16 protein-coding genes are annotated in these 15358 nt (G+C 69.4%); 3 read left to right on the plus strand and 13 right to left on the minus strand.

Annotated elements, in window-relative coordinates:
- Positions 1–145: 145 nt before the first annotated feature.
- From tssC to tssA, 3 genes are read right to left on the minus strand one after another with little or no spacing between them, the layout of a single operon-like run.
- Positions 146–1639, minus strand: coding sequence for a type VI secretion system contractile sheath large subunit (gene tssC, locus AACL56_RS05770; protein WP_339088872.1), 1494 nt, complete (start codon positions 1637–1639; stop codon positions 146–148).
- A gap of 50 nt (positions 1640–1689) precedes the next feature.
- A complete protein-coding gene (tssB, locus tag AACL56_RS05775) occupies positions 1690–2205 on the minus strand; it encodes a type VI secretion system contractile sheath small subunit (RefSeq protein WP_339088873.1) in 516 nt (171 codons plus the stop codon).
- A gap of 52 nt (positions 2206–2257) precedes the next feature.
- Positions 2258–3295 (minus strand): type VI secretion system protein TssA, encoded by a 1038-nt coding sequence (gene tssA / locus AACL56_RS05780; RefSeq protein ID WP_339088874.1) that lies wholly within the window; start codon positions 3293–3295, stop codon positions 2258–2260.
- A gap of 71 nt (positions 3296–3366) precedes the next feature.
- Between tssA and tssJ the strand changes: the two genes are divergently transcribed.
- Entirely contained in the window at positions 3367–3903 is a 537-nt protein-coding gene (tssJ, locus tag AACL56_RS05785; protein WP_339088875.1) for a type VI secretion system lipoprotein TssJ, read from the plus strand.
- Between the two features lie 14 nt (positions 3904–3917).
- Here the strand turns inward: tssJ and AACL56_RS05790 are convergent, their stop codons facing one another.
- Together AACL56_RS05790 and AACL56_RS05795 are read right to left on the minus strand one after the other, a co-directional pair.
- The gene (locus AACL56_RS05790; RefSeq protein WP_339088876.1) at positions 3918–5078 is read right to left on the minus strand and encodes a type VI secretion system protein; all 1161 of its coding nucleotides are present in this window, start codon (positions 5076–5078) and stop codon (positions 3918–3920) included.
- Between the two features lies 1 nt (position 5079).
- The gene (locus AACL56_RS05795) at positions 5080–6402 is read right to left on the minus strand and encodes a DotU family type IV/VI secretion system protein (RefSeq protein WP_339088877.1); all 1323 of its coding nucleotides are present in this window, start codon (positions 6400–6402) and stop codon (positions 5080–5082) included.
- Between the two features lie 242 nt (positions 6403–6644).
- On the opposite strand from AACL56_RS05795, the gene AACL56_RS05800 reads away from it, so the two are divergent.
- Entirely contained in the window at positions 6645–7343 is a 699-nt protein-coding gene (locus AACL56_RS05800; RefSeq protein WP_339088878.1) for a response regulator transcription factor, read from the plus strand.
- Between the two features lie 24 nt (positions 7344–7367).
- On the opposite strand, the gene AACL56_RS05805 is transcribed toward AACL56_RS05800, so the two are convergent.
- The 7 genes from AACL56_RS05805 to AACL56_RS05835 form a co-directional block, all read right to left on the minus strand.
- A complete protein-coding gene (locus tag AACL56_RS05805) occupies positions 7368–8690 on the minus strand; it encodes an MSMEG_0569 family flavin-dependent oxidoreductase (RefSeq protein WP_339088879.1) in 1323 nt (440 codons plus the stop codon).
- Between the two features lie 34 nt (positions 8691–8724).
- A complete protein-coding gene (locus tag AACL56_RS05810; protein ID WP_339088880.1) occupies positions 8725–9018 on the minus strand; it encodes an MSMEG_0570 family nitrogen starvation response protein in 294 nt (97 codons plus the stop codon).
- Positions 9009–10088 (minus strand): AIR synthase related protein, encoded by a 1080-nt coding sequence (locus tag AACL56_RS05815; protein WP_339088881.1) that lies wholly within the window; start codon positions 10086–10088, stop codon positions 9009–9011. The genes AACL56_RS05810 and AACL56_RS05815 overlap by 10 nt, the downstream gene beginning before the upstream one ends.
- Complete coding sequence (locus AACL56_RS05820; protein ID WP_339088882.1) at positions 10085–10648, minus strand: MSMEG_0567/Sll0786 family nitrogen starvation N-acetyltransferase; 564 nt, start codon at positions 10646–10648, stop codon at positions 10085–10087. The genes AACL56_RS05815 and AACL56_RS05820 overlap by 4 nt, the downstream gene beginning before the upstream one ends.
- A 2-nt stretch (positions 10649–10650) precedes the next feature.
- On the minus strand, positions 10651–11721 hold the full coding sequence (locus tag AACL56_RS05825) for an MSMEG_0568 family radical SAM protein (protein WP_339092805.1): 1071 nt from the start codon (positions 11719–11721) through the stop codon (positions 10651–10653).
- Positions 11684–12730, minus strand: coding sequence for a Nit6803 family nitrilase (locus AACL56_RS05830; protein WP_339088883.1), 1047 nt, complete (start codon positions 12728–12730; stop codon positions 11684–11686). Before AACL56_RS05830 ends, AACL56_RS05825 begins: the two co-directional genes overlap by 38 nt.
- A gap of 145 nt (positions 12731–12875) precedes the next feature.
- Positions 12876–13358, minus strand: coding sequence for an MSMEG_0572/Sll0783 family nitrogen starvation response protein (locus AACL56_RS05835; protein ID WP_153282735.1), 483 nt, complete (start codon positions 13356–13358; stop codon positions 12876–12878).
- Positions 13359–13712: 354 nt separating this feature from the next.
- On the opposite strand from AACL56_RS05835, the gene AACL56_RS05840 reads away from it, so the two are divergent.
- Positions 13713–15104 carry a PLP-dependent aminotransferase family protein gene (locus tag AACL56_RS05840; protein ID WP_339088884.1) on the plus strand — a complete coding sequence of 464 codons (1392 nt, stop codon included), beginning with the start codon at positions 13713–13715 and terminating at the stop codon, positions 15102–15104.
- 19 nt (positions 15105–15123) lie between these two features.
- Here AACL56_RS05840 and AACL56_RS05845 read toward each other — a convergent pair whose 3' ends face one another.
- Positions 15124–15288, minus strand: coding sequence for a hypothetical protein (locus AACL56_RS05845; protein ID WP_339088885.1), 165 nt, complete (start codon positions 15286–15288; stop codon positions 15124–15126).
- Positions 15289–15358: the final 70 nt, after the last annotated feature.

The raw sequence follows: 15358 nt of genomic DNA on the forward strand, positions 1-15358 counted from the left end.
GGCCGGGTGGTTGAAAAAGCGCTCCGGGCCTCCCCGGACTCTTGCCTGTGGGTGCCGGGCGACGTCCTGTCGCCGGCTGTCTCTAGAACGAAGAGGCCACGCGGGTTTCAAAGTCTTCGTGGCGGTTCTTCGGAAAAAATTTCGCCTACTTGCCGCCCTTGGCCGACGGCAGCTTCGACACCAGCCGCAGCGAGACCGTGAGGCCTTCGAGCTGGTAGTGCGGGCGCAGGAAGAACTTGGAGGTGTAGTAGCCGGGGTTGCCCTCGACCTCTTCCACCACCACCTCGGCGGCGGCCAGCGGCTTCTGCGCCTTGGTGGTCTCCGACGAGTTGACGGGGTCGCCGTCCACGTAGTTCATGATCCACTTGTTGAGCCAGCGCTGCATTTCCTCGCGCTCCTTGAAGCTGCCGATCTTGTCGCGCACGATGCACTTGAGGTAGTGCGCGAAGCGGTTGCAGGCGAACAGGTAGGGCAGGCGCGCCGCCAGGTTGGCGTTGGCCGTGGCGTCGGGGTCGTCGTACTCGGCCGGCTTGTGCAGCGACTGCGCGCCGATGAAGGCCGCGAAGTCGGAGTTCTTGCGGTGGATGAGCGACAGCAGCCCGGCCTTCGACAGCTCGGCCTCGCGCCGGTCGCTGATGGCGATCTCGGTGGGGCACTTCTGGTCCACGCCGCCGTCGTCGCTCGGGAAGGTGTGCAGCGGCAGGTTCTCGACCGCGCCGCCCGACTCGATCCCGCGGATGCGCGATCCCCACCCGTACAGCTTGTACGAGCGGTTGATGTTGGTGGCCATGGCGTAGGCCGCGTTGGCCCAGGCGTACTTGCCGTGGTCGGCGCCGGCGGTGTCCTCCTCGAAGTCGAACTCCTCCACCGGGTTGGTGTTGGCGCCATAGGGCGTGCGCGCCAGGAAGCGCGGCATGCACAGCCCGAGGTACTTGGCATCGTCCGATTCGCGCAGCGAACGCCATGCGGCGTACTCGGGCGTGAGGAAGATCTTGGTCAGGTCGCGCGGGTTGGCGAGTTCCTGCCACGACTCCATCTGCATCAGGTTCGGGCTTGCGCCGGTGATGAAGGGCGCATGCGCGGAGGCCGCGATCTTGGCCATCTCGCCGAGCAGCTCCACGTCGGGCGGGCTCTGGTCGAAGTGGTAGTCGCCCACCAGCGCGCCGAAGGGCTCGCCGCCGAACTGGCCGTACTCCTGCTCGTAGATCTTCTTGAACATCGGGCTCTGGTCCCAGGCCGCGCCCTTGAACTTCTTCAGGCTCTTGGCCAGCTCCTGCTTGGAGATGTCCATCACGCGGATCTTCAGGTGCTCGTCGGTCTCGGTGTTGTTCACCATGTAGTGCAGGCCGCGCCATGCACTCTCGAGCTTCTGGTAGTCGGGGTGGTGGATGATCTTGTTGACCTGGTCGGTGAGCTTGGCGTCGATCGCGGCGATCATGGCCTGGATCGACTTGGTGACGTCCTTGCCGATGACGGTGCTGTTGCTCAGCGCCTGCTGCGCCAGCGTGAGCACGGCGGCTTCGACGGCGCTCTTGGCTTCGTCGCTGCGCGGCTTGAATTCCTTCTGCAGCAGCGACGAAAAGTCGCTGCCCGCGTACGCGACATCTTTCAGCGCGCTCTGTTCGAGTGCTTCGGCCATGGTGGTTACTCCTCGTGTACCGGTGGTTCTGGCGAATGGGTTGGCGGCGCTCAGGCAGCCGGCGTGCCGCCGTCTTCGGGCTTCTTGCTCGCGGCGAGCGTCTGCAGCAGGGCCGGGTCTTCCAGCACCTTGGCCAGCAGCTCCTCGGCGCCGCCCTTGCCGTCCATGTAGGTCACCAGGTTCGACAGCTGGGTGCGCGCCTCGAGCAGCTTGTTGAGCGCGCCCACCTTGCGGGCCACGGCGGCGGGCGAGAAGTCGTCCATGTTCTCGAAGGTGAGCTCGACCTTCAGGTCGCCTTCGCCGGTGAGCGAGTTCTCCACCGCGAACGCCGCACGCGGCTTCATGGCCTTCATGCGCGAGTCGAAGTTGTCGACGTCGATCTCCAGGAACTTGCGGTCGGCCACCGGCGCGAGCGGATCGGCCGGCTTGCCCGAGAGGTCGGCCAGCACGCCCGTCACGAAGGGCAGCTGCACCTTCTTCTCGGCACCGTACAGCTCCACGTCGTACTCGATCTGGACCCGGGGCGCCCGGTTGCGGGCGATGAATTTCTGACTGCTCTTGGCCATGGAGATGCTCCTTGCGGGGGTGAAAGGGGACAGGTGTCTGGAAGGGGTGGACTCAGTCGGACGGGCGTCTGCCCGTGACCGTCTCGATCGTGTCCATCGCGTTGGGCGCGAGGTTGGCCATGATCTCGAGGAAGCTCACGCCGATGAGCTTCTTGGCGCGCTCGATCAGCAGCGGCGCGGGGTTGCCGGGCTCGGCCTGCTCGAGATAGCGGATCACGCGGTCGAGCATCTGCACGGCGTCCTGCCGGTTCTGGATCTCGCCGCGCATCGCGGCGGGGCGCGCGGCCGCAGCGCCTGCGGACTGCACGTCGGCGCCGGCGTCGCCTGCAGCTTCGTCCGCATCGGCGGGCGAGCCGCCGGCCGATGCGCAGGCCTTGTGGAGCACGCGGCCGATGGCGCGCAGCGGATCGAGATCGACGGCATCGGCGCGGCCGGTGCGATCGACGATGAGCCTGTGCAACCCGTCGATCAGCGCGAGCAGTTCCACTGCCGCCTGGATGGACTCGGGCCGCTCGTCCCGGATCGCCTCGAGGCCGCCCTGCACCTGCGCGATCGAATAGGTGGGCTCGCCGCCGACGGCGGTGAGCGTGTTGTGCGCGATGGCGATGTCGCGCACGCGGATGGCTCCCACGCCGCGCGCGATGCCGACCTGCGCCTCGTACAGGTCGCGCAGGCCCATCGTCTCGTCGGTGAGCGGCGCGAGCGCGTTGAGGCGCATCGTCGGGTCGTTGTCGTCGTCGGCATCCAGCTTTGGATGTATGCCCTCCCAGAAAGTGTCGAGCAGTCCGTTGAGCAGCTGCATGCCGGCGGCGAAGCCGGCCACGCCCTGCGTGCGTGCCGATGCGCGCAGCAGCAGCACGGCGGCGCGCACGTCCTTGCTGCGGCGAAGGATCGACTCCGCCTGCTCGCCCACTTCGCGCCACTCGGGCTCGACCGCGGGGATCACGGTGTCGCCGAACTGCTGCTCGGGCTTGCCTTGCGCTGCTGCGACCAGGGCCATGAAGTCCGCGTCGTATTCGAGATCGTCGCCGCATGGCGAGGCCTCGCCGATGGGCGCGAGCAATGTGGCTGCAAGTTCGTTGGTCAGCATGTTGCCTGTTCGAGTTGGCTGGTGATAATCAAAGAAGCACCTGAACCGGTCAATGCAACGAAGGGAATAGCATGCGCACGCTGGGTACACACCATTCGTCCTATGAAGCCTCCTGCAACGTCGCCGATGAAGGCCCTGCTGCCGAAGCGACGCGGCGCCGCTTCACCGTCCTTGGCCTTGCTGCAGCGGGTCTTCTGTTCACGGGGTGCGCGGCCAAGCCGGTGGTCACCACGGCGTCGGTCAATCTCGTGGCCGGCGCCGACGCCAACCCCGACGCACGCGGACGCGCATCGCCGCTCACGGTGCGCGTGTATGCGCTGAAGTCGCCGGGCCCGTTCGAAGGCGCCGACTTCTTCTCGCTGTTCGAGAAGGACCAGGCCACGCTCGGCGCCGAACTCGTGCAGCGCGAAGAGGTGCTGCTGCGTCCCGGCGAGAGCAAGCGGCTCGAGTTCAACCTGCCGCCCGACGCGAAGGCCATCGGCGTGATGGCAGCGTTTCGCGACCTCGACCGCGCGCGCTGGCGCGAGGTACGGCCGGTCACCACCGGCAAGGCGCACACGTTCGACGTGAACTTCGGCGCGCGGCAGATCCGCATCGACAGCAAGTAGCGCAACGCGGGGGCTCACTGCAGCGCGGGCGGCCCGTTCGACGATGGACGGCCCGGCCGCACCAGCGGCTGGTCGGCCGGCAGGAAGCGCGTGAACAGGTCGTCGACGAAGGCGCCTTCGACATGGCGCCCATCCTGAGACGCGGAAGCGGTGAGGTACAGGCCGCGCCATCGCGGCATGCGCGTGCCCCTGCCGTGGCTTTCGAACAGCACCTCGGCGAACTGCCGCAGGCCCGGCTGCAGCGCACGCACTTCCTCCACGAACGAATGGACCGCCAGGCGCCCGGCCGCATCGGGTCCTTCGCGCAGCAGGGCCATGCGCAGCCGGTGCAGCTGCTGCGCGATGGGGTCGAACACCGCATCGAAGCGCTCGGTGGCCGGTGTGTCGATGAAGGCCGACGGGTCCGTCAAGCGGTGGCCGATGGCCTGCTTGAGCACCTGGTCCGGCAGCGCCGCACGCAGTGCCGCATAGCCGGTGAGCTGCTCCAGGCCGGTCACCAGCAGGTAGGTGGGCATCTGCAGCCGCAGCGTATCGCCGGTCTCGTCGATGAGCTGGCGCAGGCGCGCGGCCCGCGGCCTGAGTTCGGTCGCATCGTCGTGCAGCAGCTCGCGCACGCCCACGCACACCACGAGGCCGTTGAGGGGCAGGCGGTCGCGCCGCTCTGCCAGTGCGAGCAGCGACTGCAGCCACAGGCCGCGCATCGCCGGCGTGCCGCCGGTGTCGCCCGCCAGGCCCGGATGGGTTTCCACCGCCACGGTCGTGCCGGTGAGCCACCAGTGCCACCATGCGCCGCCGAACGGATCGCCGGTGGCAAGGCGGGCCATGCCGTCGCCGCCGGCCGGTGCGCGTTCGCCGCGCGCGGCGGCCAGCAGCGCCGGCACACCGGCGTCCTTGCTTCCGAAGAACAGGAACCACGGCACCGGTGCCGCGGCCTTCGAGCGCTGGCTGCGACGCAGGGCCTGCTGCGCCTGCGACATGCCCTCGCGCAGCGCGTCGACCGCGAGCTGGTCCGCCTCGGCGGCCGGCGTTCCGAGTGCCGCGATGCGCCGCATCAGGCCGCGCCTGCGCGCGCCGCAGCCGGCATCGCGCACCACCGCGTACAGCAGGCCGAAGCCGAGCAGGCACAGCGACAGCAGCAGCCAGAAGCGGAGGGCGGGGGAGAGCAGGGCGTTCATGTCAGCGCGGGACGGTCTCGAGGAAGACGAAGTCGGCAATCAGCCGCTCGCTGTTCTTGCTGGCCGCGAGCGCTTCGCGAAGCCGCAGCATGTAGGCCGATGCGAGTTCGAACGGTGGCCGGTCGGAGGTCTCGCTGAACGGCATCGGCGCCGACAGCACCGTGACCAGCACGCTGCCGAAGGGCGGGCTGACGAGCCAGCTCGACGGGATGTCGCGCCCCAGTTCCAGCGTCTGGCCGGCGCGCAGCGCCAGCGGCGCATGGCCCGGGTTGAGGTGCATCACCGAGCCGTCGACCGTGTAGTAGTCGACCCAGATGTAGCTGTCGTGGCGCGGCGCCACCACCTGCACGCGCACGCTGTCGCCCTCGCGCAGCTTGCCGTCGACCGCCGAGGGCGCTTCCACGTCGAGGCCGTAGGCCTTCTCGACATTGCGCACCTGGTAGGGCTTGAGGATGGAGAACACCTCGCAGTGCGGCCACACGCGCAGGCCGATGTCGAACTGCGGCGCGCGCACGCCGGGCATGGCGCTCACTTCCGCCTCGACGCGCGGCAGGTCGCCGGGCTGCGAGACGAAGCCCCCCACGCGCGTGCGACCGTCCGGCTCCACCGTGACGGTGAGGTCGGCGCAAGCGAAGCTCTGCAGGTGCTGCTCCACGCGCTGGCTCAGGCCGGTGGGCATGGCGGGCGGCCCGGTCGACCACAGCCACAGCAGGTAGAGCAGCGGCAGCATCAGCGCGAGCGCGGCGCTGCTGCGCAGCAGCGTGCGGTCGCGCCGGCGCGTGTCGTTGGGGCCGCGCGGGTCGGCCACGCCGTAGGGTTGCGGCGTGATGCGTTCCTGCGCGAGGCTTGCAGCGGCCATCAGGCGCGTGCGCAGCTGCTGGCCGTGCAGGTCCTTCAGCTTGCCGAGCTCGCCCTGGTCGCCTTCCTCGAAGTAGTACTGGCCCTTGAACCCGAGCGCCATCGCATGCCAGTAGACCTCGCGCACGTCGTCGTCGCCGGAGCCCAGGGCCGAGAGGTGATGGAAGAACTCGCTGTGCGCGTTGTTGGAGTTGAAGAGCTGCACCTGCAGCGGCGCGGTGCCGTTGGCGCCGGGGTGGCGCGCCAGGATCTCGTCGATCCAGGCCACCATGGCGAAAGCCGCGGATTCCACCTGCGCGGCGGGCGTGCCTGCGGCGTCGGCGGCGGCGCGCGCGTGATCGATCAGCCGGCGTGCTTCATGCTGGGCCGCCTCGTGCGGACGCATCGGCGCGCCGGCCGCGATCGACGCGTCCAGCGCCAGGCCGAACGAGACGAGGGCGGAAAAGCAGTCGAAAAGGCGGGCCATGGGCGGGCCCGCTCAGTCGTGGGTGGCGAAGGATGCCTTGCACCGGCGTCTGCAGCGATGGCACATGCCCATGTCCCCGGTTCCTTCGAGTGGGCGTTCATTGTTTCAAACGAGGCCGCGCGTGCGCCATACCGCTTGGGGTCTATGCCGTTGGTGGGGCCGCCGGCCTTGCTGTGCCGGGCTTTCGCCGGTATCTTCAGCGTCTGCAAAGATCTCTGCATGCTGGGACACGGGGAAATGCCATGAAAATCCTGATCGCCGACGACCACCGGCTCGTCATCGAGGCGGTCAAAGCCAAGTTGTCGGAGCTGGAGCCTGGCATCGAATTCGTACTGGCGATGAGCGTCGACGAATTGCTGGCCGGGGCGACCGACGATCTCGACCTGGCCCTGATCGACCTCAACATGCCCGGCGCCGACGGGCAGGCCCACATCGACGACATCCGCCGCCGCCATCCGGCCGTGCCGGTCATCGTGCTGTCGGGCTACGAAGACCCCGCCATCATGCGCAGCGCGCTCGAGCGCGGCGTGCTGGGCTTCATTCCCAAGGCCTATTCCCCCGACGTGATGCTCTCGGCCGTGCGGCTGGTGCTGGCCGGCGGCGTGTATGTGCCGCCGATGATGCTCACCGCGCTGCCGCCGGGCATCGTGGCGGGCGTGTCGCCGCAGGCGGCACCCGAGGCGTTCGCGCGCGGCGGCAACGGCAGCGGCGCCGGCGGCACCCAGACGCTGGAGCACCTGCGCAGCGTGCTGACCGAGCGCCAGGTCGAGGTGCTGCAGCTGCTGTCGCAGGGCAAGCCCAACAAGCTGATCGGGCGCAGCCTGGGCATCAGCGAAGGCACCGTGAAGATTCACCTTGCCGCGATCTTCCGGGCGCTCAACGTGCGCAACCGCACCGAGGCGGTGGTGGCGGCGCAGGCGCTGACCGAAGCGCAGGCCTGAGGAGGCCTGCCGCGCTTGCCGTGGTCAGGCGGCGCGCAGGACCTGCAACGCTTCGGCCGCTTCGCCATCGGCGGTGTTGCGCGCTCCCTCCTTCTTCTTCTGCGCGATGGCTTGTGCCAGAAACTCCGCGTCGCGCGCCACGCCAGAGAAGCGCCCCGACCCCCAGGTGTGCAGCCATGGCAGGCCCAGGAAGTAGAGGCCCGGCTCGTTCGTCACGCCGCGCAGGTGCACCGGCGCGCCGCGCCCGTTGAACACCGGCGCATCGACCCACGCGAAGTCCGGCGAGAAGCCGATGCACCACACCACGCTGGCGATGCCGGCGGCGGCGAGGTCGAGCCGCGTGCGCTCCTGCGCCGGTTCCCACACCGGTGTGTAGACCGAGGGCGGCGGCGCCTCGATGCCGAGGGCCGCGATGTGCCTGTCGATCGACGCGTTGATGCGGTTGTAGGTGGCGTCGGCCTGGTCGAGGTTGTCGCGCAGGTTGGGCTGCAGCTCGAAGTGGCCCTCGTCGAAGCCGCTCAGCAGGCCGTAGAGCTCCATGCCTTCGAGCGCGAAGCGCCGCAGGTCGATGTCGCGTCCGCCGTCGCGGCCGGTCACGTAGTGGTTGGTGTTGTCGCGCACGCCTTCGCGCAGCGGATGCTCGGTGACGGGCATGTCGTAGTACTTCATGTCGGCCAGCCAGTCGACCACCTCGCGCCCCCGGTAGAAGCGCGCGCAGCGCGGCGCGTTGCCGGTGGCCAGGTGCACCTTGCGGCCGGCCAGGTGCAGGTCTTCGGCGATCTGCGCACCCGACTGGCCGCAGCCGACGACCAGCACCGGGCCTTCGGGCAACTGCGCGGGGTTGCGGTACTGCGCCGAGTGGAACTGCGCCACGTGCGCCGGCAGCTTCTCGGCCAGGCGCGGCACGATGGGGCGGTGGTAGCCGCCCGAGGCCACCACCACCTGGTCGGCGGTGTAGATGCCGACATCCGTCTGCACGCAGAAGCGGTCGCGCTCGCCCGCGGCGGGAACGCGCGAGACGCGCTCCACGGTCACGCCCTCGATGGCCGGCGCATTCACGTGCTGCACGAAGCCCGCGAGCCATTCGTTGATCTGTTCCTTGACCATGAAGCCGTGCGGATCGGCGCCGGTGTAGCCCCAGCCGGGGAGCTGGCACTGCCAGTTGGGCGTGACCAGGCAGAACGAGTCCCAGCGCTGCGTGCGCCAGGTGTGCACGAGGCTGCGCTTCTCGATCACCAGGTGGTCGATGCCGCGCTGCTGCAGGCAGTGGCTCAGCGACAGGCCGGCCTGGCCGCCGCCGACGATGACGACGCTGTAGTGGCTGCGTCCGCCGTAGGGGTATGACATAGGGGTGCTTCTTTCTCTGTCTGGATGCGGGATGTCAGTCGAAGGCGACGACGGTGACTTCGGGGGCGGGTTCGCCGGGCGCCGCGGCAAAGCGCGCGGCGATGTGCTCGATCTCGGCGAGCTGGTCCATCGCCTGCGAACAGGCGAAGCCGTACTTGGCGCGCACGCGCTCCGAGGCCATGCCCAGGGCCTCGCGCGTGCGCTGCATGAAGTCGTGGAGCGCATAGCGCCGTCCGGGCTCGAGGTAGTCGCGCACCACGCTGGAGGGCGAGTAGCAGCGGGTCTCGCTGCCATCGGGCCAGCGCGTGTGGAAGTGGGTCACCGGCATGGCAAGGCCTCCCCGGCCACCAGGGCCGGCGGCTGGATGAAGGTGTCGCTGCCGAAGTCCCACAGCAGCGCTTCCTCGCCGGCGGCACGCAGGCGCACCTGGCGCGTGGCGTCCACCTCGCCGATCACGCCGCAGGCGATGTCCCGCGCGACGAAGCGCGCCAGCACGGCGGCCACCTGAGCCGGCGCCACGCTGAGCACGAAGCCGTAGCTGGGGAAGGACGACAGCCAGCGCATCAGCGGCACGCCGTCGGGCCTCGGCAGCGCGTCGAGATCGATGCGCGCGCCCACACCCGAGCATTCGAGCAGCATCATGGCGGTGCCCACGGCGCCGGCCATGCTGATGTCCTTGCCCGCGCGGCACAGGCCGTCTTCGGCCAGCAGGGGCAGCACTTCGAGGTCAGCGCGCAGTCGCGAGGCGGGCGCGCTGGTCGAGGCGTTCCAGTACGGAAAGGGCTCCTGGTATTCGCCGCGCAGGTCGGCGGCCATCACCAGCAGGTCGCCCGGCCTGGCGTCGAAGCTGGTGAGCAGTTTGCGCGCGTGGCCAAGGATCGCGACCGCGAGTTGCGGCCGGTCGCTCCGGTTGTTGCTGTGCCCGCCGACGATGGGCACGCCGTAGCGCACGGCGGCCTCGGCGAGGCCGCGCAGTACGTCGTCAGCCGGGAACATTGAAAAACCTCCGCCTTCGGCGGCGGTGCGAGCGCCTTCGGGCGGCCGGGCGGCGCTCATGCCCGTGCTCCACAGCGCATCGACCACGGCGGTGGGGCGCCCGCCCATGGCGTAGATGTCGCTCACGTTGACCATCACGCCGCAGTAGCCTGCGAACCATGGCATGCGAACGATGAAGTCTTCCACCAGTCCTTCAATGGCGAACAGCAGGTAGCCGCCGTGGCCGTCGGGAATGGCGGCGCAGTCGTCGCCGATGGGCACTGCCTGCGCCAGCGCGGCGTGGCCGCCGGGCAGCGACCGGCCGAGCGCGGACACCACGTCGCTGATGTCTCGTTTGTGGGCGAAGCCGCGCGTGGCGCGCAGCGCTTCGGCAACGGCATGGACGTCGGTGGTCCCTGTCATGCCGCCACCACCTTCGCGCGCGTGACGAAGCCGCTCACCGGATCGTGGCAGGGCGCGTACCAGCCGAGGTCGGCCTGCATGCGCGCGTGCGGCCGGCCATGCACGCTGGTTTCCTCGAGCATCCGCCACCCGAGCTTCCTGAACAGCGGCACGTTCTGCATCTGCACCTGTGCCAGGAAGGTGTCGCAGCCCAGCGCGTGGGCGCGCGAAACGGCCAGCCGGATCAGCGTGGCGCCCAGGTGGCCCTGGCTGCGGAACGCGGGGTGCACGGCCAGGCGCGACCCCCACCATTCGCCCGGCACGTCGCTGCGATGGATGCGCACCGTGCCCACCACCTGCTCCGGCATGCCGGCGTTGCACGACATGGCCACCAGCAGCCTTGCATGGCCGTCGATGGCATCACGGTCGTCGCGCGCGAAGATGCCCTGCTCGATGCAGAACACCGCGCGGCGCAACGCCATGGCTTCGTCGAGCTCCCATTGCTGCGCGGCTTCGCGCACCAGGTACTCGACGGGCGCGTAGTGATCCGCCATTTCGCAGAGGTCGTCGATGCACAGCATGGTCAGCTTTCGTAGATGGACAGCGACGAGCAGGCGCCGCACTTGCCGCAGCCGGCCTTGATGTCGGCCGAGCGCAGGCCGGCCGCCACCACGCGCTCGCCCAGCGGTGCGAGCAGCGACTTCATGAACTCGGGCGAGGGCGCGGGGTGGTCCTCGAGCGGCGTGCCGCTGATCGGCACGAAGGGCACCACGAACGGGTACACGCCGCGCGCGAGCAGCTGGTCGCAGGTGTCGAGGATGGCCTCGCGCGTGTCGCCCAGCCCGGCCAGGATGTAGGTGCTGACCTGCCCGCGCCCGAACACGCCCACGGCCGCCTCGAAGGCGCTCATGTAGCGCGAGACGGGCACGCCGGCCTTGCCCGGCATGATGCGTTCGCGCACGTCCGGCGTGACCACTTCCAGGTGCATGCCCAGCGTGTCGATGCCCGCGGCCTTCATGCGGTGGAACCACTGGTCGTCGTCGGGCGGCTCGCACTGGCCCTGGATGGGGATGTCGACCGCCGCCTTGATGGCGAAGGCGCTCTCGCAGAGGATGGCCGCGCCGCGGTCGGTGGCGTTGGGCGTGCCGGTGGTCATGACCATGTGCTTCACGCCGTCGAGCAGCACGGCGGCGCGCGCCACTTCGGCGAGCTGCTCGGGCGTCTTGCGCGCCACGGTACGACCGGCCGCGAGCGACTGGCCGATCGCGCAGAACTTGCAGCTCTTCCTGCGGCTCTCGTAGCGGATGCAGGTCTGCAGCACGGTGGTGGCGAGCACATCGCTGCCGTGCAGCGTGGCGATGTGCGAATAGGGAACGCCGTCGAAGGTCTGCATCGCATAGAAGCGCGGCTGCTTCGGAAAGCTGATGCTCGCGATGGGGATGCTGCCGCGCATCACGCGGCTCATGCCGCTGGCGTCGGGCGCCTCGGCGGTGAAGGGCGAGTGCCACGCGGTGGAGGTGTGAACCGGCACCATGATCGTGTGGCCGTCCACCGTGACGGCCTTGTGGTCCGACGGGCCCGCGCCGCCGCGCCGGCTGGCGACGCCTGCGGAAGGGTCAACCAGCCGCAACCCGAAGGACTGGAGCTCGGTCATCAGTTGCCGGCTGTGGATGCGTGTCGTCGTGCTCATGTTCGGGGCTCCTGGAGGCGAAGGGTTGCGTGGGGTGCATCGGCACGGTGGTCTGCGCCGGCCGGTCGTTGATGGCGAGCGACAGCAGCTCGGGCCTCGCGTAGTGGCCGACCGAATCCATCATTCGCTTGCGCTTGGCGATGAGTGCCATGTCGAGGTCGGCGACCACCATGCCTTCGCCCTCGGTGAGCGGCGGCGCGAGATGCTTGCCCTCGGGCGAGACGATGGCGGTGTGGCAGCCGCCGCGCAGCGCCTTCTGCAGCTGCGCATCGGGCGTGACCGAGCGGATCTGCTCGTCGGTGAGCCAGCCGGTGGCATTGACCACGAAGCAGCCCGACTCCAGCGCGTGGTGGCGGATGGTGACTTCCATCTGTTCCGCAAAGACCGGCCCCACCAGCGAGCCGGGGAACTGCGCACAATGAATCTCTTCGTGCTGTGCCATGAGGGCATAGCGCGCGAGCGGGTTGTAGTGCTCCCAGCAGGCCAGCGCGCCGACGCGGCCGACGGCCGTGTCCACCACCTTCAGGCCGGCGCCGTCGCCCATGCCCCAGACCATGCGCTCGTGGTACGTGGGCGTGATCTTGCGGCGCTTGAGCGCGAGCGTGCCGTCGGCGTCGAACACCAGTTGCGTGTTGTAGAGGCTGCCGTGGTCGCGCTCGTTCACGCCGAGCACCACCACCATGCTGCGTGCGCGTGCCCGCTCGGCCACTGCCTGCGTGACCGGGCCGGGCACGACCACCGCGCGCTCGGCCAGCTTCAGGTGCGGCGCGCCCTGCAGCATCGGCGGCAGCACGAAGCTGAAGTAGGGGTAGTAGGGCACGAAGGTCTCGGGAAAGACCGCGATCTGCGCGCCCCTGGCCGCGGCCTCGTCGATCGCGCTGCACACCCGGTCGAGCGTGCCGTCGGGGCGCTCGAAGTCGGGCGCGATCTGGATCGCCGCGGCTCGAACGGTGCGGCTCGGCGATGCATTCATGACCCCCTCCTGTGCGCAGCGGCGAGCGAGGCGAAGCCAATTCGGGGAACACCGCAGAACCGGCTCTGCCGGGCTGCCGGTGTTGCCCCCGGCCAGGGGGGTGGCGAAGCGACACGAAGTGCGCGAAGCCTGGGGGCGTGCATGCTCAGAGGGTCCAGGTATCGAGGATCACGGCGCCGGCCTTCTTGTGCAGCAGCACGAGGTCCAGCACGTCGAGCGGGTTGATCGGCGTGATGCCTTCGATGAGCGCGCCCTCGCCGTGGCCGTACAGCGCCTGCAGCGCGAAGCGGCAGGCATACACCTTGCCGCCTTCTTCCATGAACTTGACGATCTGCTTGTTGAAGTTCTGGTGTCCCGGAAAGGCCTCGTCGCCCAGCGTGGGAAAGCCGCGCTGCACGCCCAGCGTCACGCCGGGGCCGTACAGCAGCACCGAGGTCTCGTAGCCCTTGCGGCGCAGTCGGGTGGCCTGCAGCAGGTTGACGAAGCCGATCGAGCCTTCGAAGGCCACGGTGTGGAAGGTGACGAGCGCCTTCTCGCCGGGCTCGGCCTTGACGTCTTCGAACACCTTCTCTTCGTAGTCGACGAGGAACTCGCCTTTCTCGTTGCGGGGGCGGGTGACTTTGGGCATGGGGTACTCCGGTTGGGTGATGGGCACGCAGGGTGTTGCGTGCCTTCCTCTTCGCAGGCGATGTGCCAGCGCCGGCCGGTGTGCGTGCGATCAAGTCGCGATCAATGCGCAGCGGCGCGGGCCGCGTGGCACGAAATTTTTTTCTGCTGCTCGCAAAGGCGGATCGGCGGGGCGGTCAACCGGCCGGTTCTGCACCGCGACGACGCAGGCGGCATGCGATCAATGCACCCGATCAACGGGGCCGGCCGCACCTGATCGAAGCATCGGGAAGCCTTGGCACAGGCGCGATTCCTGCGTGTTGATTGGCGGCCCGATGCAATCAATGGATGCGATCAACTTCGCCCGGAGTGCCCCATGACCACGATCACCGCCCACTGGCGCAAGCAGCTGCGCAGCACCGCCAAGCCGGCCTACCTGCTGCTGGCCGACCTGATCGCCGACGACATCAAAACCGGACGCCTGGGCGTGCGCGACCGCCTGCCCACGCTGCGCGAGCTGGCCGCCGATCTCGCGCTGAACTACACGACAGTGGCGCGCGGCTATGCGGAAGCGCGCAAGCGCGGGCTGATCGACTCGCGCGCGGGCACCGGCACATTCATCCGCTCGGGCAGCCCCAGCCTGCGGTTGCGCGGCGGCAGCGGCGCCGAGATGACGATGAACATGCCGCCCGAGCCCGACGACGAGCACCTGATGGCGCGGCTGCACGACAGCGCCAGCCGCGCCTTCGCGCAGGCCGACTTCCACGACTTGCTGCGCTACCAGGACTTCGGCGGCACCGCGCACGACCGCGCCGCCGCCATGCACTGGCTGCGGCCCTTCGTGCCCGACGCCGGCATCGACCGCATCCTGGTGTGCCCGGGCATCCACGGCGTGCTGACCGCGCTGTTCTCGCAACTGGCACGGCCCGGCGAGCTGGTGTGCGTGGAGTCGCTCACCTACCCCGGCGTGAAGGCCATCGCGGCGCAGCTGGGCGTGCAACTGCACGCGCTGCAGATGGACGACGACGGGCCCATCGCCGATGCCTTCGAGCACGCCTGCAGGACGCTCAAGCCCAAGGCGCTGTATTGCAATCCGACGCTGCTGAATCCGACGGCGGCCACCGTCTCGCGCGCGCGCCGCGAGGCGCTGGCCGATGTGGCGCTGCGCTATGCGGTGCCGATCATCGAGGACGATGCCTACGGCATGCTGCCGCGCCAGACGCCGGCTTCACTGGCCACGCTGGCGCCGGGGCTGACCTACTACGTGAGCGGATTCTCGAAATGCTTCGGCGCAGGGCTGCGCAGTGCGTACGTGTGCTCGCCCACGGTGGTGCAGTCGCAGCGGCTGGCAGGGGCGATGCGCGCGACCACGGTGATGGCGTCGCCGATCACCAATGCGCTGACCACGTTGTGGGTGGAGGACGGCACCACCGAGGAGATGCTGCAGGCCGTGCGGGCCGAATCGACGGCACGCCAGGCGCTCGCGCAGCGTTACCTGGGCGACCGCGGCCTGCAGGCGCATCCCGAGGGCTTTCATGCCTGGCTGCCGCTCACGCCGGGCTGGAGCCCGGTGGAATTCGCGTCCTACCTGCGCGCCCAGAACGTGGGCGTGGTGGCGAGCGCCGCGTTCTCGACCGACGGCGACCCGCCCGATGCCGTGCGCATCTGCCTGGGCGGGCCGATGTCGCGCGAGCAATGCGACCAGGCGTTGCGGCTGATCGCGGACACGCTGGCGCATCCGCTGCATCCGCACGCCACGCTGCGTTGAAGCGGCGGCCGGGGCTGCTTCAGAGCACCCCGACGACCGCGCCCGCGGCGCCCGCAAGGCCGGCGACGGTGGCGGCGCCGGCAAGCAGGCGCGCATCGCGGTGGTTGGTGGCGACGCGTTCGCGCCAGGCGAGGTACAGGAGCAGCAGGGCGAAGCCGAGAAGAGACCAGGTGATTTCGATCATGGCGAAGAGGGTGCGAAGTGATTGGCGCACCCGCGCGCCGTCAATCGGCACGCACGGGTGCGTGGTTCGT

Source organism: Variovorax paradoxus (assembly GCF_902712855.1).
GTDB classification, from domain to species: Bacteria; Pseudomonadota; Gammaproteobacteria; order Burkholderiales; family Burkholderiaceae_C; genus Variovorax; species Variovorax paradoxus_Q.